The following is a 19,419-nucleotide window of genomic DNA, read 5'->3' as shown; positions in this document are numbered from 1 at the left end:
TCCTCGTTCAGGCCTTGGCCAACCAATCGCGATCTTGCAGGAAGTACTCGGTCAGGCGCGCTTCTTCGCTGCCCGGCTCGGCTTTCCAGTCATAGCTCCAGCGAACCTGCGGCGGCAGCGACATGAGGATCGACTCGGTACGCCCGCCGGATTGCAGGCCGAACAGCGTGCCACGGTCGTAAACCAGGTTGAATTCGACGTAACGGCCGCGGCGGAACTCCTGAAATTCGCGCTGTTTGGCGGTGAACGCATCGTTCTTGCGACGCTGCACGATCGGCAAGTAAGCGTCGATAAAAGCATCACCAATGGCGCGCATGAAGGCGAAGCTGGTGTCGAAGTCCCACTCGTTCAAGTCATCGAAGAACAGGCCGCCGATACCGCGCGGTTCGTGACGATGCTTGATATGGAAATAGCTGTCGCACCAGGCTTTGTAGCGTGAATAGACATCCGGACCGAACGGCGCGCAGGCCTGCTCGGCGACGCGGTGCCAGTGCACACAGTCTTCTTCGTTGCCGTAATACGGGGTCAGGTCGAAGCCGCCACCGAACCACCAGACCGGCTCTTCACCGTCTTTTTCAGCGATGAAAAAGCGCACGTTGGCGTGGGAAGTCGGCACATGCGGGTTGTGCGGGTGAATCACCAGCGACACGCCCAGGGCCTCGAAGCCACGCCCGGCCAGTTCCGGCCGATGGGCGCTGGCGGACGGTGGGAGACCGCTGCCGAAGACGTGGGAAAAGTTGACGCCGCCCTTTTCGATGACAGCACCGTTCTCGATCACTCGCGTGCGACCGCCACCGCCGGCAGGGCGGGTCCAGGCGTCTTCGACGAACTGCGTGCCGCCGTCTTCGGCTTCCAGGGCAGCGCAAATGCGGTCTTGCAGGTCGAGCAGGTAGGCTTTTACGGCCTCGGTGCGGGTCGTCATGTCATCACCTTGAATCGGGCAAAACTACGCGGCGCTCCCTCGGAGCAGGGCCGACGCAAATGGGCGCGTAGCATAACATCGCAGATGGGCCTGCCGCAGTTGACGGGGATCAAGCTTAGGAGTCCGATAGAGGGCTTGGCGCTACTAATCCAAAAGCTAAGACCTATGGAGAGTTCTGATGGCAAAGCGTATCCAGTTCCGCACCCATGGCGGCCCCGAAGTACTCGAGTATGTGGATTACCAGCCCGCCGAACCCGGCCCGCAGCAAGTTCGCGTTACCAACAAGGCCATCGGCCTGAACTTCATCGACACTTACTTCCGTAGTGGCCTCTATGCGCCACCCGCCTTGCCGTCGGGCGTGGGTTCGGAAGGTGCGGGCGTGGTCGAGGCGGTGGGCAGTGAAGTCACCCGCTTCAAGGTCGGTGACCGCGTGGCTTATGGCAGCGGTCCGTTGGGCGCCTACAGCGAAGTTCACGTGTTGCCGGAGGCGAATCTGGTGCACCTGCCAGACGCGATCAGCTTTGAACAAGCGGCAGGGGTCATGCTCAAAGGCCTGACCGTGCAGTACTTGCTGCGTCAGACCTATGAACTCAAGGGCGGCGAAACCATTTTGTTTCACGCCGCTGCCGGTGGTGTCGGCTCCCTGGCCTGCCAATGGGCCAAGGCCCTGGGCGTGAAGTTGATCGGCACGGTCAGCTCGCCGGAAAAAGCCGCACTGGCGAAGGACAACGGTGCGTGGGCGACCATCGATTACAGCCATGAAAACGTCGCACAGCGCGTACTGGAATTGACCGATGGCAAAAAAGTCCCGGTGGTGTACGACGGCGTCGGCAAGGACACTTGGCTCACCTCGCTGGACAGCGTGGCGCCTCGGGGTCTGGTCGTGAGTTTTGGCAACGCATCGGGCGCGGTGGATGGGGTGAACCTGGGGATTTTGGCGGCGAAAGGGTCGTTGTACGTGACCCGGCCGACACTGGCGACCTACGCCAACAAAGCCGAAAACCTGCAGCGGATGGCGGATGAGCTGTTCGAAATGATCATCAGCGGGAAGTTGAAGGTGGAGATCAGCCAGAAGTACTCACTGGCTGATGCGGCGAAGGCGCAGACCGAGTTGTCGGCGCGCCGGACTACCGGTTCGACTGTTCTGCTGCCTTGAGGACGCCTTCTCGGGCAAGCCCTCTTCCACAGGTACAGCGTCGTACACAAGTCATGTGAACAACCGGAATCCTGTGGGAGCTGGCTTGCCAGCGATGAACGATGACTCGGTCTCAATCCGGGCGGATGACGTTACCGGTCGCCAGGTCGCGAATCACGCTCGGATTCTTGCGCCCACCGAGGTTGCCTCCGAGGATGAAATCAATCTGCCCCCGGAAATACTGCTCCACGCGAAGTCGCGTCCGCGCCGCTGGCCGTCCTTGAGGGTTAGCGGATGTCGAAACCAGTGGCCCGACCACCGCGCACAAATCCCGCACCAACGGATGATCGCTGACCCGCAACGCCACCGTCTCGTGCACACCCGTAATCCACTGCGGCAGCATATTCTGATGCGGCACCAACCAGGTATTCGGCCCGGGCCAGGTGCTGGCCATGCGATCCATCCACAGCTCAGGGAAGTCCTCGAAGAGAAAATCGAACTGGCGAATGTTGTCGGCGACCAGAATCAGGCCCTTCTCCACCGACCGGCCCTTGAGCATCAGCAGACGCTCTACCGCTTCTTCGTCCCACGGGTCGCAACCCAGGCCCCAGACCGCCTCGGTTGGATAGGCAATCACCGCCCCTGCGCGAATGGCTTGCGCTGCTTGTTGCACACGCCAACTATTGACCATGAAAAACTCTCCGGAATAAGGCTCTGCGCAGTTTACCGATCTTCCTTGTAAAACCTAGCTCACCCGCGCAAACCAGCGTCCGCTTTCGCAGACTGCCCGGCCGTCCATTTCCAGCTCCGTCAACGCCGCCAGCACTTTGGGCAGGGTCCAGCCGCTGCTGTCTGCCAACGCTTCACTGGTCTGCGGCGCCGCATGCAAAAGCATCAGCAGTGGATGAGTCACCGATGGCGTCTCGGTGGACAACGGCAACTGTTGCCAGCCGCGCAAGCCTTCGAGGATATGCTCGATGGTTTCCACCAATACCGCACCGTCACGGATCAGCTGATGACAGCCACGGGCACCGGGATGGTGAATCGACCCCGGAATGGCATACACCTCACGACCTTGCTCCGCCGCCAGCCGCGCGGTGATCAATGAACCACTGGCGACACTGGCCTCCACCACCAGCACGCCGAGGGACAAACCGCTGATGATCCGGTTGCGCCGGGGAAAGTTGCTGGCGGTGGGCCCTGCGTCCAGCGGGAACTCGGAAAGCACCGCACTGCCCGACGCAATCATGGCGTCCGCCAGTCTCCGGTTGCGCTGTGGATAAAACTTTTCAAGTCCCGTGCCAAGTACACCGACCGTTCGCCCGCCCACGTCCAGAGCGGCCTGGTGCGCGGCGGCATCGATGCCCAGCGCCAGACCGCTGGTGATGACAAAACCGGCGCTGGCCAGACTCCGGGAAAACGCCGCAGCGGTGTCCATGCCCGGTCGCGAGGCGCGACGACTGCCGACCATCGCCAGTTGTGGCTTTTCCAGAATCCCCGGATCGCCCGCCACGAATAACAGCGGCGGCGCGTCGCTGATTTCCGCCAGCAATGCCGGGTAGTCAGGCTGGTCCCACATCAGTAAATGCTGGCCCGGACGCTCTAGCCAGGCCAATGCGTGGCTTGCGCCATCGCGAATTTCGCTCGAGCGCCTGGCCTCTGAACATGCAAACGGCAAACCCAATGCACGCCAGGCACTGGCCGGCGCGCTGATGGCTTTGGACGCCGAGCCAAAGGCTTCAAGCAATTTCTTGAAACGCGCAGGGCCGAGTTCCGGCAAACGATGCAGGCGTAAACGAGCTTCCAGTTCCGCAGGCGAAACCGGTGTTAAAGCAGACAGCGACATGGATCATCCTTGATCGTTATGAGCCCCGTTCAAACGGGAATAAGCTGTGGATAACTCTGTTGGTAACTTGTGGAGCCTGCTTACGGATTTCGCACTTTGTCCATCACCGCCAACGAGCGCGATGCGTTGAGCACCAGCCCGTAGCTGAGCTTGTCGTAGGTACGGAAAACCATCAGCAAACCGGCGCGTTCATCAGGAATCTTCAGCGGCTGGCCGGTGATCCGGTCACGCACGGTTTCGCCGGTTTTCATCACCACCAGCACGTTGCCTTCGGCCAGGCCATCACGCTGCCCCTTGTTCAGCGTGACAACATCCATCGCGCCAATCTGAGTAACCCCGCGCGGCACGTCGATGATCAGCCCGTTTATGTCGGTTGTTGGCGCGCTGGGCATGAAGGTCGAGTTGATGGATCGTTCTTCAGTGCTGAACAAACGGTCGCCAAGACGTACTTCCTGAGTCGTGCGCTGCAGGGCGAGGGTAGCGACATCGCCCTCAGTGGCCACGATTTCGCCGCCCCCGATGTCGTCCGCGTTGATCCCCAGGAACTCTTTACTGTCGGGGTCGGTGTAGACCTTGCCCTGGCGGAAGATGCCGTAAACCGGCTGGCTCGGGTCGAACTGGCCACGGGCGAAGATCCGGTCACCGGTACCGCTGAGCACCCGTTCGGCATCGCCCGCGACGATATAAGGCGCCTTGTCGAAATCCTCCACCTTGTCGACGATGCGGTTACTCAGCAGGAAGCTGTTGATGGCTTGCAGCGGAATACTCGGGATGGCATCCGCCACCGGCGAGCTGCGCACCCGTGGAGAGAGCTTGATAGTGCCCCTGGATTCCCCGCGATTGAGCGTCAGACGCGGCTGGCCATTGACGTAGACCAGCGACAGTACATCGCCGGGGTAGATGAGATTGGGGTTCTGGATCTGCGGATTGGCCTGCCAGAGCTCAGGCCATTTCCACGGCTCACGGAGGTATTTTCCGGAGATGTCCCAAAGTGTGTCACCCGTGACAACGATGTATTGCTGTGGAAAACCTTCCCTGAGTTGCACTTGCCCGTGCGCCAAACCGGCCGAGGCCAGAAGGAGCAAGGCGAGTAGTGATTTCCTCATGCGGTGAATCCCTTTATTATGTGCGTTCGCGTGAAACGCCAGAGCCCTCGTGGCTCGCTCCGGATTCTTGCCAAAAAGAAAAAGGAGCTACGCTTCACAACGGTAGCCTGCATCTCCGGACCTGCCAGGCCATCGACCCGACTTTACCTCAGACGTGCAGCAATCAAGCTTATGGCCATTTTAGACATCCTCGAATTTCCCGACTCGCGTCTGCGCACTATCGCCAAACCTGTGGCCGTAGTGGACGACGAAGTGCGCCAGTTGGTCGATGATATGTTTGAAACAATGTATGAAGCGCCAGGCATCGGCCTCGCCGCAACCCAGGTCAACGTGCACAAACGTATCGTCGTGATGGACCTCTCCGAAGACCGCAGCGAACCGCGGGTGTTCATCAACCCCGAGTTCGAGTCCCTGACCGACGAGATGGAGCAATACCAGGAAGGCTGCCTCTCGGTGCCGGGCTTCTACGAAAACGTCGATCGCCCGCAGAAGGTCAAGGTCAAGGCCCTGGACCGCGACGGCCAGCCTTACGAACTGATCGCCGAAGGCCTGCTCGCCGTGTGCATCCAGCACGAATGCGACCACCTCAACGGCAAATTGTTCGTCGACTACCTGTCGAACCTCAAACGCGACCGAATCAAGAAGAAACTGGAAAAGCTCCATCGCCAGAACGCTTGATGCCCTCCTTTCAAAGGCTTGCTGCGGCAAGCCTTTTTCTTTTCAGAGATTGTTCCCATGACTGAGCCACTGCGCATCGTCTTTGCCGGCACCCCGGAATTCGCCGCCGAACACCTCAAGGCCCTGCTCGACAGCCCTTATGAGATCGCCGCGGTCTACACCCAACCGGACCGTCCGGCGGGCCGCGGGCAAAAGTTGATGCCAAGCCCGGTCAAGCAGTTGGCACTGGAAAACAACATCCCGGTGCTGCAACCGCCGACCCTGCGCAACGAAGACGCTCAGGCCGAGCTGGCCGCGCTGAAGCCGGATTTGCTGGTGGTGGTCGCTTATGGCCTGATCCTGCCGCAAGTGGTGCTGGATATCCCGCGCCTGGGTTGTATCAACAGCCACGCATCATTGCTGCCACGCTGGCGCGGGGCGGCGCCGATCCAGCGTGCCGTCGAAGCCGGCGACAGCGAAAGCGGCGTGACCGTGATGCGCATGGAACTGGGCCTCGACACCGGGCCGATGCTGCTGAAAGTCACCACGCCGATCAGTGCTGAAGACACTGGCGGCAGCCTTCATGACCGTCTGGCGAAAATCGGTCCACCGGCAGTATTACAAGCCATCGCCGGCCTCGCTGCCGGCACCCTGGAAGGCGAAGTGCAGGATGACACACTCGCCACTTACGCTCACAAATTGAACAAGGACGAAGCGCGCATTGACTGGAACCGGCCGGCCATTGAGCTCGAACGTCTGGTTCGCGCCTTCAATCCCTGGCCGATCACCCACAGCACACTGAACGGCGAAGCACTGAAAGTGCTGGCCGCGAATCTCGCTGAAGGGCAGGGCGCTCCAGGGGAAATCCTCAGCGCCAGCAAGGACGGTCTGATCGTTGCGTGCGGTGCGCAGGCCCTTTGCCTGACCCGCCTGCAATTGCCCGGCGGCAAGGCGCTGAACTTCAGCGATTTGTTCAACAGCCGTCGTGAGAAATTTGCCGTCGGCACCGTGCTCGGTCAAACGGCGGACGCTCAATGAATCCACGTCTGGCTGCCGCCAAGGCACTTGCTGCTGTTCTTAACGGAAAAGCCTCACTCAACAGTTCGCTGCCGACACAAATGGACAAGGTTGAAGACCGTGATCGCGGCTTCACCCAGGACCTGGCCTTCGGCACGGCGCGCTGGCAACCACGTTTGTCGGCGCTGGCGGCCAAGCTGCTGCAGAAACCCTTCAAGGCAGCGGACACCGATGTCGAGGCGCTGCTGCTCGTCGGCCTCTACCAATTGCTTTACACCCGCGTCCCGGCCCATGCCGCTATCGGCGAAACCGTCGGCTGTGCCGACAAGCTGAAAAAACCGTGGGCCAAGGCATTGCTGAACGCCGTATTGCGCCGCGCCCAACGTGAAAGCGAAGCGCTACTGGCCGAACTGGAACATGACCCGGTGGTGCGCACCGCGCACCCGCGCTGGCTGCAAAAATCCCTGAAAGCCTTCTGGCCTGAGCAATGGGAAGCCATTTGCGCGGCGAACAACGCGCATCCGCCGATGATTCTGCGGGTCAACCGTCGCCATCACACTCGCGATGCCTACTTACAGTTGCTGACCGAAGCGGGCATCGCCGCCACGCCATGTGTCTACAGCCAGGACGGCATCATTCTCGACGCCGCTGCCGATGTGCGCAGCCTGCCGGGTTTCGCTGAAGGCTGGATCAGCGTGCAGGACGAAGCGGCGCAACTGGCCGCTGATCTGCTGGACCTGGCGCCGGGGCAACGGGTGCTCGACGCGTGCTGCGCACCGGGCGGCAAAACGTGCCACATCCTTGAAGCCGAGCCTGCATTGGCCGGCGTCGTCGCCGTAGACCTGGAAGCCAAACGTCTGGTGCGCGTACGGGAAAACCTCGCACGCCTGGGCCTGAGCGCCGAACTGATCGCCGCCGACGGTCGCGACACCGCAACCTGGTGGGACGGCAAACCCTTCCAGCGCATCCTCCTTGACGCGCCATGCTCGGCCACCGGCGTGATCCGTCGTCACCCGGACATCAAGCTGACGCGCCAACCGGATGACATCGCCGCGCTGGCGGTGCTGCAAGGCGAATTGCTCGATGCCATGTGGATAACTCTGGAGGTCGGCGGGATTCTGCTTTACGCCACCTGCTCCACGTTGCCGACCGAGAACACCGAAGTCATCGAAGCCTTCCTCGCCCGCACGCCGGGCGCCCGTGAGCTGGACCTCGCCACAACGGCCGGGATCAAGCAGCCCCATGGTCGCCAGTTGCTGGCCCAGGAAGGCGGCCACGACGGGTTCTACTACGCCAAGCTGATCAAGATCGCCGCCGCGCGCGGTTAACCGGTTTTTAAGGGAGTGACTGGATGAAAATCATCATCCTCGGAGCAGGGCAGGTCGGTGGTTCGCTGGCGGAACACTTGGCCAGCGAGGCCAACGACATCACCGTGGTCGACACCGACGGCGAACGCCTGCGCGATCTCGGCGACCGGCTGGACATCCGCACCGTGCAGGGCCGCGGCTCGCTACCGACGGTGCTGCGTCAGGCCGGCGCGGACGACGCCGACATGCTGGTCGCGGTGACCAACAGTGACGAAACCAACATGGTGGCCTGTCAGGTTGCCCATACCCTGTTCCACACACCGACGAAAATCGCCCGGGTCCGCGAAGCGGCGTACCTGACGCGCTCCGAGCTGTTCGATAACGAAGCGATTCCGGTGGATGTGCTGATCAGCCCGGAACAAGTGGTCACCAACTACATCAAGCGCCTGATCCAGCATCCGGGCGCGCTTCAAGTGATCGACTTCGCCGAAGGCAAAGCGCAGCTGGTCGCAGTGAAGGCTTACTACGGCGGACCGCTGGTGGGTCAGCAACTGCGTCAGTTGCGCGAGCACATGCCGAACGTCGAAACCCGCGTTGCGGCGATTTTCCGGCGTGACCGGCCGATACTGCCCCAGGGCGATACGGTGATCGAGGCCGACGACGAAGTCTTTTTCATCGCCGCCAAGGCGAATATTCGCGCAGTGATGAGCGAAATGCGCCGCCTCGACGAAAGCTACAAGCGCATCGTCATCGCCGGTGGCGGGCAGATCGGCGAGCGTCTGGCCGAGGCCATCGAAAGCCGTTATCAGGTGAAGATCATCGAGATGAACCCGGCCCGCTGCCGCCATCTCTCCGACACCCTCGACAGCACCGTGGTCCTGCAGGGCAGCGCCTCCGACCGCGATTTGCTGATGGAGGAGAACATCGCCGACGCCGACATCTTCCTCGCCCTGACCAACGACGACGAAGCCAACATCATGTCGTCGCTACTGGCCAAGCGCCTGGGCGCGAAGAAGGTGATGACGATCATCAACAACCCGGCCTACGTCGATCTGATTCAGGGCGGCGACATCGACATCGCCATCAGCCCGCAACTGGCGACCATCGGCACCTTGCTGGCTCACGTACGGCGTGGCGATATCGTCAGCGTGCACTCGTTGCGTCGCGGCGCGGCGGAGGCCATCGAGGCGATCGCCCATGGCGATGCGAAATCGAGCAAGGTGATTGGCAAGGCTATCGAAAACATTGGACTGCCGCCGGGTACGACGATTGGCGCGATCATTCGCGATGAAGAAGTGATCATTGCCCACGACGACACGGTGATCGAGGCGGGTGACCATGTGATTCTGTTCCTTGTGGATAAGAAGCATATTCGCGATGTGGAGAAGTTGTTCCATGTGGGGCTTAGCTTCTTCTGATCCGAAGGTGGTTTCGAACTTCACCCAATAACCCAAGGTGTCCCCCATGATTGAATCCCTGGAAAAAATGCTCGCCAAGGGTGTGGATAACTCATTGCTGCGCTTCGGCCTGGGCAAGGGCTACCTGGATCTTGGGGAAAACGCCAAGGCCGCCGAACATTTTCAGCGTTGCGTCGAATTCGATCCGAAGTATTCAGCGGCGTGGAAACTGTTGGGCAAGGCGCATTTGGCGTTGGCCGACTATCCGGCCGCACGCCAGGCGTGGGAGCAGGGTCTGGAAGCTGCTCGTGCTCACGGCGACAAGCAGGCGGAAAAGGAGATGACGGTGTTTCTGAAGAAGCTGGAGCGTCAGGCGCCCTGATTAGAGATAGCGCAGGCCAATACCGTCGGCGTCCACCAACACCACTTCCATGCGCACCCGCGGCGCCCCTGTGGGTAAATCCTGCACCTGACCATACACCACGGCGCCTTTAGGCAACGCAGACAAGCCCGGATGCTTGACGTAGACGCCCGTGGTCGAGAGGTTGCGGGTTTGGCCCAGGCATTCGCCAAAGCTTTCATGGCTGATTTTGATACGAAATGATTTTCTGTGTTCGGACATCTTCTGCGCCCTTTTCTGAACAGTTGTGGATAACCCTGATTGCGAGGTTATCCACAGATCGTGCCAATCCACTCAGTACCAGCGTTCTTCACCCGGTGGACGCTTCTTGAAGCGTTTCATGCTCCACATGTACTGGCTCGGATAAGCCCGCACGTAGCGTTCGACCACCTTGCTCATGGCCGCGCAGGACGTTTCGGTATCAGTGCTGTACATGGCCTCTGGCGCGGCTTCGAGGATCACTTTGTAGCCTGAGCCGTCCGGCAGGCGCAGGGCGTGCAGGAATACGCCGACGGCTTTGCCGCCAGCGAGCATGTTCGGTACAAACTTGCTGGTCAGGGCCTGGGTGGCGAAGAACGGCACGAAGATCCCGGCGGATTCGGACGGTTCAGGGTCAGCGGGGATGCCCACTGCACCACCTTTGCGCACTTCCTTGATGACACTGAGAATGCCTTCCTTGGTGGAAGCTGCAACCTTGTTACCCAGTTGCACCCGCTGCTTGCGCAGCAATTCATCCACCGCCTTCAACTTCGGCGGACGATAAAAAATGATCGGTTTGCACTGACTGCAATAGAAGTGGTTCAACACTTCCCAGTTGCCCAAGTGGCTGGTGATGCCCACGACACCTTTGCCAGAGGCGAGGGCGTCTTTCAAGACGTCGAGCCCTTCGACTTCCCGCACCAGGTCAATGGAACGCTGCGCCGGCCAGATCCACGCGCACGCACTTTCGGTCAGCGATTTGCCGATGTCTTTCAGGCTCTGGCCGACCAGACGCTCGCGCTCGACAGGGTCCATCTCGGGAAAGCACTTGGCCAGATTGATCCGCACCACGTCGCGGGAACGGTTAGGGGTTTTCCACATCACCCAGCCGATGGCCGAGCCAACCGCCTGCACTGCTCGCCAAGGAAGCAAGGCAAACAGCCGCAGAGCGCCTACCAGCAAGGCGCCTTTCAACTTATCCACAGGTCACTCCTGATCTTGTGCTGTGCGCGAGGCGGCTATTCTAACCGCCGATCGACAAGGTCGCGTAGCGATCGCAATCCCGGGTGTGGTCCATGACCATGCCCGAGGCCTGCATCAACGCGTAGCAAATGGTCGGGCCGACGAAGGTAAAGCCGGCTTTTTTCAGGCCTTTGCTCATCTCCACAGCGACCGGCGTGACCGCCGGCACTTCGGTGCGATCCTTGAAATGATTGATCACCGGTTGGCCACCCACGAAGGACCAGAGAAACGCCACCGGGTCCTCCAGCGCCAGCCAGGCCTGGGCATTGCGCCTGGCCGCATTGAGTTTGAGGCGATTGCGAATAATGCCGGGATCGAGCATCAATTCATCGATTTCAGCGTCGCTCATCTGCGCCACGCGCTGTACGTCGAAGCCGAACAGCACCTCGCGGTATCGCTCACGTTTACGCAACACGGTGATCCAGGAGAGGCCGGCCTGGAACCCTTCGAGCAAAAGCAACTCGAACAATCCCTGCGCATCGCGTAGCGGCGTGCCCCACTCCTGGTCGTGATAAGCCATGTACAGCGGATCTTCGGAACACCAAAAGCAGCGTGGCATAAGGCTCCAGGGGGCGTGCGCAGCAATGAATCGGGTATACTCCCGCTCTTTAAATCGCAGCCCAAGAAACAGGTGAATTTCGTGAGCCAGCCTACGCCAGCCGTGCGTACCTTCCAAGACTTGATCCTCGCCCTCCAGCAATACTGGGCCGAGCAAGGTTGCGTGGTACTTCAGCCCTACGATATGGAAGTAGGCGCCGGGACTTTCCACACTGCCACGTTTCTGCGCGCCATCGGCCCGGAAACCTGGAACGCCGCTTATGTGCAGCCCAGTCGTCGCCCGACTGACGGCCGCTACGGCGAAAACCCGAACCGCCTGCAGCACTACTACCAGTTCCAGGTAGTCCTGAAGCCGAACCCGGACAACTTCCAGGAACTGTACCTGGGCTCCCTCAAGCATGTCGGCCTGGACCCGCTGGTCCACGACATTCGCTTCGTCGAAGACAACTGGGAATCGCCGACACTCGGCGCCTGGGGTCTGGGCTGGGAAGTCTGGCTGAACGGCATGGAAGTGACACAGTTCACTTACTTCCAGCAAGCGGGCGGCATCGAGTGCTACCCGGTAACCGGCGAGATCACCTACGGTCTCGAGCGTCTGGCCATGTACCTGCAGGGCGTGGACTCGGTCTACGACCTGGTCTGGGCTGACGGTCCGTTCGGCAAAGTGACCTACGGCGACGTGTTCCACCAGAACGAAGTGGAGCAATCGACCTACAACTTCGAACACGCCAACGTCGAGAAGCTGTTCGAACTGTTCGACTTCTACGAAAGCGAAGCCAAGCGCCTGATCGAACTCGACCAGCCGCTGCCGTTGCCGAGCTACGAAATGGTGTTGAAGGCCTCCCACACCTTCAACCTGCTGGATGCGCGCCGGGCAATTTCAGTGACTGCGCGTCAGCAATACATTCTGCGTGTGCGCACACTGGCGCGTTCCGTTGCGCAAGCCTACCTGCTGGCTCGCGCCAAGCTGGGCTTCCCGATGGCGACCCCGGACCTGCGTGATGAAGTACTGGCCAAGCTGGAGGCTGCACAATGAGTGCTCAAGATTTTCTGGTTGAACTGGGCACCGAAGAACTGCCACCCAAAGCCCTGAACACCTTGGCCGAGGCGTTCCTGGCCGGTATCGACAAGGGCCTGCAAGCCGCTGGCCTGAACTACGAGACCAAAACCGTCTACGCCGCGCCACGTCGTCTGGCGGTGCTGATCACCTCGCTGTCCACCCAGCAACCGGATCGCAGCATCAACCTCGATGGCCCGCCACGTCAGGCCGCGTTCGATGCCGAAGGCAATCCGACTCAAGCGGCATTGGGTTTCGCCAAGAAATGCGGCGTCGACCTGAGCGAAATCGATCAGAGCGGCCCGAAACTGCGTTACAGCCAAAGCATCGCCGGCAAGCCGACCGCGAGCCTGCTGCCGACCATCGTCGAAGATTCCCTGAACGACCTGCCGATCCCGAAGCGCATGCGCTGGGGCGCTCGCAAAGAAGAATTCGTTCGTCCGACCCAATGGCTGGTGATGCTGCTCGGTGACCAGGTCATCGATTGCACCATCCTCGCGCAGAAGGCCGGCCGCGATTCTCGTGGTCACCGCTTCCATCACCCGGAAAGCGTGCGTATCACCTCGCCGGCCAACTACCTGAGCGATCTGCGTGCCGCTTACGTGCTGGCCGACTCCAACGAGCGTCGCGCGATCATCAGCAAGCGCACCGAAGAGCTGGCGACGATGCAGGAAGGCACGGCAATCGTTCCGCCAGCCCTGCTCGACGAAGTGACCGCGCTGGTTGAATGGCCAGTGCCGCTGGTGTGCTCGTTCGAGGAGCGTTTCCTCGACGTGCCGCAAGAAGCGCTGATCACCACCATGCAGGACAACCAGAAGTATTTCTGCCTGCTGGACGCCGACGGCAAGTTGCTGCCACGTTTCATTACCGTGGCCAACATCGAAAGCAAAGACCCGCAGCAAATCATCGCCGGTAACGAGAAAGTGGTTCGCCCACGCCTCACCGACGCCGAGTTCTTCTTCAAGCAGGACAAGAAGCAGAAACTCGAAGATTTCAATCTGCGTCTGCAGAACGTGGTGTTCCAGGAAAAACTCGGCAGCGTCTACGACAAGGCCGAGCGCGTTTCCAAACTGGCTGCATTCATCGCACAACGCATCGGCGGCAACGCGGCATGGGCTTCCCGTGCCGGCCTGCTGTCCAAGTGCGACCTGGCAACCGAGATGGTCGGTGAGTTCCCGGAGATGCAAGGCGTCGCCGGTTACTACTACGCCCTCAACGATGGCGAGCCGGAAGAAGTCGCTCTGGCACTGAACGAGCAATACATGCCGCGCGGTGCCGGCGCAGAGCTGCCGACCACCCTGACCGGTGCGGCCGTGGCCATCGCCGACAAACTCGACACACTGGTTGGCATCTTCGGTATCGGCATGCTGCCGACCGGTAGCAAAGACCCGTATGCCCTGCGTCGTGCTGCACTCGGCGTGTTGCGCATCCTGATCGACAAGAAGCTCGACCTTGATCTGAATGACGCCGTGGCGTTCGCTGTGAATGCGTTCGGTGCCAAGGTCAAGGCGGCTGGCCTGGCCGACTCGGTACTCGAATTCGTATTCGACCGACTGCGTGCTCGCTATGAAGACGAAGGCGTTGATGTCGGGACTTATCTGTCGGTACGGGCATTGAAGCCGGGTTCGGCGCTGGACTTTGATCAGCGTGTACAAGCGGTGGAAGCGTTCCGTAAATTGCCGGAAGCTGCTGCCCTCGCCGCAGTGAACAAGCGCGTTTCGAACTTGCTGAGCAAGGTTGAAGGCTCTGTTCCATCGGTCGTTGAAGCCAAGTATTTCGACAATGCCAACGAGTTTTCCCTGTACTCGGCGATTCAGCAGGCGGACCAGGCTGTTCAGCCAATGGCTGCTGCGCGTCAGTACAGCGAATCTCTGGCGCGCCTGGCGGCCTTGCGCGAGCCGGTGGATGCCTTCTTCGAAGCCGTGATGGTCAACGCGGATGATGCCAACGTGCGCGCCAACCGCTATGCACTGCTGTCGCGTTTGCGTGGGTTGTTCCTCGGCGTAGCCGACATTTCGCTGCTGGGGTAAGACTGTTTGAAACTGCTGATTCTCGATCGGGACGGGGTGATCAATTACGACTCCGACGCTTACATCAAGTCGGTGGAGGAGTGGATACCGCTCCCCGGTTCGATCGAAGCCATCGCGCAGTTGAGCAAGGCTGGCTGGACGGTAGCGGTCGCTACCAACCAGTCGGGCATCGCTCGCGGCTATTACGACATCGCCACCCTGGACGCCATGCACGAGCGCTTGCGTTCGTTGGTGGCGGAGCAGGGCGGTGAGGTCGGGCTGATCGTCTATTGCCCGCACGGGCCGGACGAAGGCTGTGTTTGCCGCAAGCCAAAACCCGGGATGCTGAAAACCATCGCCGCGCATTACAACGTATCGCTGACTGATCTATGGTTCGTCGGCGACAGTCTTGGTGACCTGGAAGCCGCCAAAGCCGTCGATTCTCAGCCAGTTTTGGTAAAGACCGGGAAAGGCGCAAAGACGTTGGGCAAGTCCCTACCGGTAGGCACCTTGATATTTGACGATCTCGCGGCGATTGCCGCAGAACTTATCCACAATTAGAGTGCTTTCGAATTTCCTGACCAAGGATTGATCGGGAGTGCGCTTTATATAGACGGGCAGAGCCCGCACGGTAAACGTCGCCATGTCGATACTGCAGGCCATCAGAACCTTTCTCTTTTACCTGCTGCTGGGCACCAGCTCGTTGCTCTGGTGCAGCCTGAGCTTTTTTATCGCGCCTTTTCTGCCGTTCAAGGCGCGCTATCGATTTATCAATGTGTATTGGTGCCGCTGCGCCTTGTGGCTGAGCAAAGTCTTTCTGGGCATCAGCTACGAAGTGAAGGGCACCGAGAACGTACCTGACCAGCCCTGCGTGATTCAATCGAACCACCAGAGCACTTGGGAGACGTTCTTCCTCTCGGCCTACTTCGAGCCGTTGAGCCAGGTACTGAAACGCTCATTGCTGTTTGTGCCGTTCTTTGGCTGGGCCATGGCCATGTTGCGACCGATCGCCATCGACCGCGACAACCCAAAAGCGGCGCTCAAGCATGTGGCGAAGAAGGGCGATGAACTGCTGAAAGATGGCGTCTGGGTGCTGATCTTCCCTGAAGGAACGCGAGTGCCTTACGGCACCATTGGCAAGTTCTCTCGGGGTGGTACCGCGTTGGCGGTCAACGCCGCGCTTCCGGTGCTGCCGATTGCGCACAATGCCGGCAAGTTCTGGCCGAAAACCGGTTGGGCGAAGAAGCAGGGTGTCATCACTGTGATCATCGGCGAGCCGATGTACGCCGAAGGAAGCGGGCCGCGAGCCATTGCCGATCTAAACGATCGTGTTCAGGCCTGGAATGAGCAGATGCAGCGTGATATGGGCTCGCTTCCGCCTGCTCCGCAAGCTCCGGTTGCGAGTGATCAGGTGGCTGTCTGAGATTCTGTGGATAACCTGTGTACCGTTTTGCTCAAAAACGACGTGATATATTCGTAAGATTATGATTTATATACATATTTCTTAAACTCATAAAATGTCGAAAAAGGTGCATAAGTTTTTTTCGGACGTAAAAAAACCGGCTGATATAGCCGGTTTTTTTATGCCTGCGATTTGGGTCGGGAGTCCTAGCTGATAAGCGGAGCACGCCAGTCATCGGAACCGGAGGTACCGCAGACTTCGTGAGTCCAGGTTATTTTTCGGTAGGTGAAGTACACGTCCTCCAGATGTGTAAAGTGGGCCATGGCCGGATCCTGGCAGCTTGGCATTCTTGTCTGCACATCTACGATCACTGCGTCTTCCAGCTCTATGCTGAAGTAATGTTCTTGTTTTCCAGCCGCCGAGGTCCGATACCAAGCGATATGGCAGTTATCCAATACTTCTCCGCTCGTTAACGCGGTTAAGATCAACGGTGACGATTTATCAAATACTTTTGAGATCATCAGCGGTTTATGCACGCGCTGGCCCGTTGGCTGACCCGATTGGGGATCTCTCGGAATAATTATTTGGTGACTGAATGCCTGGACCAGGATTTGGTTTTCGTGACCCTCCTGGTAGACATTACCAACCGACTCCGGAGTAAATGTTCCGGCAGTAATCATTCCTTGCCGGTTTCCATTTATAACTAAATACGCGGGTGTTGGCATAACAGCATTCCCTGTTCGATATCCCAAAAATGATAGCTCCCCGCCAGTCATGCACTTGACGAGAAGGCTGTAGGATAAAGAGCACCAGGGATGTCGTATGTAGGATTTTTCTGTGAGGTGCCGAGGCATAAAGCCCGCGTTCTATACGATTAAGTTCCTGTGATTCAGCGAACAAAGTATTCAAGGAAATAAAAAAGGCCAGCGCAATGCGCTGGCCTTTTTGTCTGGCAAGTCCTCTGGATCAGAAGTCCAGGTTGGACACCGCCAAGGCGTTGCTTTCGATGAAGTCACGACGAGGTTCGACCGCATCACCCATCAGGGTGTTGAAGATCTGGTCCGCGCCAATGGCGTCTTCGATGGTCACTTTGAGCATCCGGCGCTGGCTCGGGTCCATGGTGGTTTCCCACAGCTGATCCGGGTTCATCTCACCCAGACCTTTGTATCGCTGGATGGTGTGACGCTTGGTACTTTCAGTCATCAGCCATTCAAGAGCTTCCTTGAACTCGGTAACCGGCTTCTTGCGCTCGCCACGTTGGATGTACGCGCCTTCGTCCAGCAAGCTGCTCAACTGAGCGCCCAAAGAGACAACGGTCTTGTAATCATTGCTGCCGAAGAAGTCGCGGTTGAACGTGACGTAGTTCGACAGACCGTGGGAGATCAGTTCGACCTCTGGCAGCCAGACGTTACGTTCACGGTCTTCACGCAGGCTGGCTTTGTAAACCAGGCCAGACTTCTCGACGGTGCGCAGGCGAACTTCGTACTTGGCCAGCCAATCCTGCATCGCAGCGTGATCGGACAGTTGCTCCATGCTCACCGCTGGCAGGTAAATGAAGTGCTCGGTCAGCTCCTGTGGGTACAGGCGCGACAGACGCTTGAGGGTCTTCATCACCAGACGGAAGTCATTCACCAGGCGCTCGAGCGCTTCACCGGAGATCCCTGGGGCTTCTTCGTTCAGGTGCAGGCTCGCGTCTTCCAAGGCCGACTGCGTCATGTACTCTTCCATGGCGTCGTCGTCTTTGATGTATTGCTCTTGCTTGCCTTTCTTGACCTTGTACAGCGGTGGCTGAGCGATATAGATGTAGCCACGCTCGATCAGCTCCGGCAACTGACGGAAGAAGAAGGTCAGCAGCAGGGTACGGATGTGCGAACCGTCGACGTCAGCATCGGTCATGATGATGATGTTGTGATAACGCAGCTTGTCGATGTTGTACTCGTCGCGGCCAATGCCACAGCCCAGCGCGGTGATCAAGGTGCCTACTTCTTGCGAAGAGATCATCTTGTCGAAACGCGCCTTCTCGACGTTGAGGATCTTGCCCTTCAGCGGCAGGATGGCCTGGGTGCGGCGGTTACGTCCCTGCTTGGCGGAGCCGCCAGCAGAGTCACCTTCCACGAGGTACAGTTCGGACAGGGCAGGGTCTTTTTCCTGGCAGTCAGCCAGTTTGCCCGGCAGGCCGGCGATATCCAGCGCGCCTTTACGACGGGTCATTTCACGGGCTTTACGCGCCGCTTCACGCGCACGTGCCGCGTCGATCATCTTGCCGACGACCAGTTTGGCTTCGTTCGGGTTTTCCAGCAGGAAGTCGGAGAAGTACTTGCCCATTTCCTGTTCGACCGCTGTCTTCACTTCGGAAGAAACCAGCTTGTCTTTGGTCTGGGAGCTGAACTTCGGATCCGGTACTTTTACCGAGATGATCGCGGTCAGGCCTTCACGGGCATCGTCACCGGTGGTCGCGACTTTGTGCTTCTTCGCCAGACCTTCAGCTTCGATGTAGGTGTTCAGGTTACGCGTCAGTGCGGAACGGAAACCCACCAGGTGAGTACCGCCATCGCGCTGTGGAATGTTGTTGGTGAAGCACAACAGGTTCTCGTTGAAGCTGTCGTTCCACTGCAGGGCGATTTCCACGCCGATGCCGTCTTCACGCTGGATATTGAAGTGGAACACCTGGTTGACCGGAGTCTTGTTGGTGTTCAGGTATTCAACGAACGCACGCAGGCCACCTTCGTACTTGAACAGCTCTTCCTTGCCGCTGCGCTCATCCTTGAGGACGATGCCGACACCGGAGTTGAGGAAGGACAGTTCACGAATCCGCTTGGCCAGGATGTCCCAGCTGAAGTGGATGTTCTTGAAGGTTTCAGCCGAAGGCTTGAAGTGAATCTGGGTACCCGTGGTTTCGCTCTCGCCAACGATTTTCATCGGCTCTTGCGGAACACCGTGGACGTAAGTCTGTTCCCAGATCTTGCCGCTGCGGCGAACGGTCAGGATCAGTTCTTTGGACAGTGCGTTAACAACCGACACACCTACACCGTGCAGACCGCCGGATACTTTGTAGGAGTTGTCGTCGAACTTACCGCCGGCGTGCAACACGGTCATGATGACCTCTGCAGCCGAAACACCTTCTTCTTTGTGCACGTCTACCGGGATGCCACGGCCGTTGTCGCGAACGGTGATGGACTCATCCGGGTGAATGATGATGCTGATGTCGTCGCAGTGGCCGGCCAAAGCTTCGTCGATCGAGTTATCGACCACCTCGAACACCATGTGGTGCAGACCGCTGCCATCGTCGGTGTCACCAATGTACATACCGGGACGTTTGCGTACGGCATCCAGGCCTTTCAGCACTTTAATGCTCGTTGAGTCGTACGTATTTTCTTCGCTCAAT

19 protein-coding genes are annotated in these 19,419 nt (G+C 59.2%); 10 read left to right on the top strand and 9 right to left on the bottom strand.

Features of this window, described 5'->3' with window-relative positions; all coding sequences use genetic code 11:
* Positions 1-7 precede the first annotated feature (7 nt).
* A complete protein-coding gene (gene hemF, locus ACM1ZW_RS09035; protein WP_415766023.1) occupies positions 8-922 on the bottom strand; it encodes an oxygen-dependent coproporphyrinogen oxidase in 915 nt (304 codons plus the stop codon).
* A 178-nt stretch (positions 923-1,100) separates the two neighbouring features.
* Here hemF and ACM1ZW_RS09030 point away from each other — a divergent pair, with 178 nt between their 5' ends.
* Positions 1,101-2,078: an NADPH:quinone reductase gene (locus ACM1ZW_RS09030; protein ID WP_416740429.1), complete on the top strand. Its 978-nt coding sequence runs from the start codon at positions 1,101-1,103 to the stop codon at positions 2,076-2,078.
* 112 nt (positions 2,079-2,190) lie between these two features.
* Here the strand turns inward: ACM1ZW_RS09030 and ACM1ZW_RS09025 are convergent, their stop codons facing one another.
* The 3 genes from ACM1ZW_RS09025 to ACM1ZW_RS09015 form a co-directional block, all read right to left on the bottom strand.
* Positions 2,191-2,748, bottom strand: a complete 558-nt coding sequence (locus ACM1ZW_RS09025; RefSeq protein WP_017341726.1) for an L-threonylcarbamoyladenylate synthase — start codon at positions 2,746-2,748, stop codon at positions 2,191-2,193.
* Between the two features lie 54 nt (positions 2,749-2,802).
* Positions 2,803-3,903 carry a DNA-processing protein DprA gene (gene dprA, locus ACM1ZW_RS09020; protein ID WP_017341725.1) on the bottom strand — a complete coding sequence of 367 codons (1,101 nt, stop codon included), beginning with the start codon at positions 3,901-3,903 and terminating at the stop codon, positions 2,803-2,805.
* A gap of 80 nt (positions 3,904-3,983) precedes the next feature.
* Positions 3,984-5,009, bottom strand: a complete 1,026-nt coding sequence (locus ACM1ZW_RS09015; RefSeq protein WP_416740428.1) for a LysM peptidoglycan-binding domain-containing protein — start codon at positions 5,007-5,009, stop codon at positions 3,984-3,986.
* 171 nt (positions 5,010-5,180) lie between these two features.
* Here ACM1ZW_RS09015 and def point away from each other — a divergent pair, with 171 nt between their 5' ends.
* Genes def through ACM1ZW_RS08990 form a run of 5 tightly spaced genes read left to right on the top strand, consistent with a single transcriptional unit; the run spans position 5,181 to position 9,769 of the window.
* Positions 5,181-5,687, top strand: coding sequence for a peptide deformylase (def, locus tag ACM1ZW_RS09010; protein WP_017341723.1), 507 nt, complete (start codon positions 5,181-5,183; stop codon positions 5,685-5,687).
* Positions 5,688-5,744: 57 nt separating this feature from the next.
* Positions 5,745-6,704: a methionyl-tRNA formyltransferase gene (gene fmt, locus ACM1ZW_RS09005; RefSeq protein ID WP_017341722.1), complete on the top strand. Its 960-nt coding sequence runs from the start codon at positions 5,745-5,747 to the stop codon at positions 6,702-6,704.
* Complete coding sequence (rsmB, locus tag ACM1ZW_RS09000) at positions 6,701-8,011, top strand: 16S rRNA (cytosine(967)-C(5))-methyltransferase RsmB (protein WP_416740427.1); 1,311 nt, start codon at positions 6,701-6,703, stop codon at positions 8,009-8,011. Before fmt ends, rsmB begins: the two co-directional genes overlap by 4 nt.
* A 23-nt stretch (positions 8,012-8,034) precedes the next feature.
* Positions 8,035-9,408, top strand: coding sequence for a Trk system potassium transporter TrkA (trkA, locus tag ACM1ZW_RS08995; protein ID WP_017341720.1), 1,374 nt, complete (start codon positions 8,035-8,037; stop codon positions 9,406-9,408).
* Positions 9,409-9,454: 46 nt separating this feature from the next.
* On the top strand, positions 9,455-9,769 hold the full coding sequence (locus ACM1ZW_RS08990) for a tetratricopeptide repeat protein (RefSeq protein ID WP_414880296.1): 315 nt from the start codon (positions 9,455-9,457) through the stop codon (positions 9,767-9,769).
* On the opposite strand, the gene ACM1ZW_RS08985 is transcribed toward ACM1ZW_RS08990, so the two are convergent.
* From ACM1ZW_RS08985 to tag, 3 genes are all read right to left on the bottom strand, one after another.
* Positions 9,770-10,009 (bottom strand): PilZ domain-containing protein, encoded by a 240-nt coding sequence (locus ACM1ZW_RS08985; RefSeq protein ID WP_008027574.1) that lies wholly within the window; start codon positions 10,007-10,009, stop codon positions 9,770-9,772. It abuts the gene before it with no gap.
* Between the two features lie 72 nt (positions 10,010-10,081).
* Positions 10,082-10,969, bottom strand: a complete 888-nt coding sequence (locus tag ACM1ZW_RS08980; protein ID WP_414880297.1) for a lysophospholipid acyltransferase — start codon at positions 10,967-10,969, stop codon at positions 10,082-10,084.
* A gap of 40 nt (positions 10,970-11,009) precedes the next feature.
* A complete protein-coding gene (gene tag, locus ACM1ZW_RS08975) occupies positions 11,010-11,567 on the bottom strand; it encodes a DNA-3-methyladenine glycosylase I (protein WP_017341717.1) in 558 nt (185 codons plus the stop codon).
* Positions 11,568-11,648: 81 nt separating this feature from the next.
* Between tag and glyQ the strand changes: the two genes are divergently transcribed.
* The 4 genes from glyQ to ACM1ZW_RS08955 all read left to right on the top strand — a co-directional run bounded on the left by glyQ (position 11,649) and on the right by ACM1ZW_RS08955 (position 16,055).
* Positions 11,649-12,602: a glycine--tRNA ligase subunit alpha gene (glyQ, locus tag ACM1ZW_RS08970; RefSeq protein ID WP_003213601.1), complete on the top strand. Its 954-nt coding sequence runs from the start codon at positions 11,649-11,651 to the stop codon at positions 12,600-12,602.
* Complete coding sequence (gene glyS / locus ACM1ZW_RS08965; RefSeq protein ID WP_416740426.1) at positions 12,599-14,653, top strand: glycine--tRNA ligase subunit beta; 2,055 nt, start codon at positions 12,599-12,601, stop codon at positions 14,651-14,653. The genes glyQ and glyS overlap by 4 nt, the downstream gene beginning before the upstream one ends.
* A 6-nt stretch (positions 14,654-14,659) precedes the next feature.
* The gene (gene gmhB, locus ACM1ZW_RS08960) at positions 14,660-15,193 is read left to right on the top strand and encodes a D-glycero-beta-D-manno-heptose 1,7-bisphosphate 7-phosphatase (protein WP_414880299.1); all 534 of its coding nucleotides are present in this window, start codon (positions 14,660-14,662) and stop codon (positions 15,191-15,193) included.
* An 82-nt stretch (positions 15,194-15,275) separates the two neighbouring features.
* A complete protein-coding gene (locus tag ACM1ZW_RS08955; RefSeq protein ID WP_416740425.1) occupies positions 15,276-16,055 on the top strand; it encodes a lysophospholipid acyltransferase family protein in 780 nt (259 codons plus the stop codon).
* 185 nt (positions 16,056-16,240) lie between these two features.
* On the opposite strand, the gene ACM1ZW_RS08950 is transcribed toward ACM1ZW_RS08955, so the two are convergent.
* Together ACM1ZW_RS08950 and gyrB are read right to left on the bottom strand one after the other, a co-directional pair.
* Positions 16,241-16,759, bottom strand: coding sequence for an Hcp family type VI secretion system effector (locus tag ACM1ZW_RS08950; protein ID WP_017341712.1), 519 nt, complete (start codon positions 16,757-16,759; stop codon positions 16,241-16,243).
* A 241-nt stretch (positions 16,760-17,000) separates the two neighbouring features.
* A complete protein-coding gene (gyrB, locus tag ACM1ZW_RS08945; protein WP_031319202.1) occupies positions 17,001-19,418 on the bottom strand; it encodes a DNA topoisomerase (ATP-hydrolyzing) subunit B in 2,418 nt (805 codons plus the stop codon).
* Position 19,419 lies beyond the last annotated feature (1 nt).

The sequence above is a fragment of the Pseudomonas sp. NFX71 genome (assembly GCF_048079215.1).
GTDB classification, from domain to species: domain Bacteria; phylum Pseudomonadota; class Gammaproteobacteria; order Pseudomonadales; family Pseudomonadaceae; genus Aquipseudomonas; species Aquipseudomonas fluorescens_B.
This window is presented reverse-complemented; position numbering and strand designations above follow the sequence as displayed.

Bases quoted from the DNA above. Each gene is read 5' to 3' on its own strand.
- ACM1ZW_RS08955 (WP_416740425.1), top strand. From the start codon at position 15,276: ATGTCGATACTGCAGGCCATCAGAACCTTTCTCTTTTACCTGCTGCTG.
- fmt (WP_017341722.1), top strand. From the start codon at position 5,745: ATGACTGAGCCACTGCGCATCGTCTTTGCCGGCACCCCGGAATTCGCC.
- ACM1ZW_RS09030 (WP_416740429.1), top strand. From the start codon at position 1,101: ATGGCAAAGCGTATCCAGTTCCGCACCCATGGCGGCCCCGAAGTACTC.
- def (WP_017341723.1), top strand. From the start codon at position 5,181: ATGGCCATTTTAGACATCCTCGAATTTCCCGACTCGCGTCTGCGCACT.
- tag (WP_017341717.1), bottom strand. From the start codon at position 11,567: ATGCCACGCTGCTTTTGGTGTTCCGAAGATCCGCTGTACATGGCTTAT.
- ACM1ZW_RS08985 (WP_008027574.1), bottom strand. From the start codon at position 10,009: ATGTCCGAACACAGAAAATCATTTCGTATCAAAATCAGCCATGAAAGC.
- ACM1ZW_RS08950 (WP_017341712.1), bottom strand. From the start codon at position 16,759: ATGCCAACACCCGCGTATTTAGTTATAAATGGAAACCGGCAAGGAATG.
- trkA (WP_017341720.1), top strand. From the start codon at position 8,035: ATGAAAATCATCATCCTCGGAGCAGGGCAGGTCGGTGGTTCGCTGGCG.
- ACM1ZW_RS09025 (WP_017341726.1), bottom strand. From the start codon at position 2,748: ATGGTCAATAGTTGGCGTGTGCAACAAGCAGCGCAAGCCATTCGCGCA.
- ACM1ZW_RS09015 (WP_416740428.1), bottom strand. From the start codon at position 5,009: ATGAGGAAATCACTACTCGCCTTGCTCCTTCTGGCCTCGGCCGGTTTG.
- glyS (WP_416740426.1), top strand. From the start codon at position 12,599: ATGAGTGCTCAAGATTTTCTGGTTGAACTGGGCACCGAAGAACTGCCA.
- dprA (WP_017341725.1), bottom strand. From the start codon at position 3,903: ATGTCGCTGTCTGCTTTAACACCGGTTTCGCCTGCGGAACTGGAAGCT.
- rsmB (WP_416740427.1), top strand. From the start codon at position 6,701: ATGAATCCACGTCTGGCTGCCGCCAAGGCACTTGCTGCTGTTCTTAAC.
- hemF (WP_415766023.1), bottom strand. From the start codon at position 922: ATGACGACCCGCACCGAGGCCGTAAAAGCCTACCTGCTCGACCTGCAA.
- ACM1ZW_RS08990 (WP_414880296.1), top strand. From the start codon at position 9,455: ATGATTGAATCCCTGGAAAAAATGCTCGCCAAGGGTGTGGATAACTCA.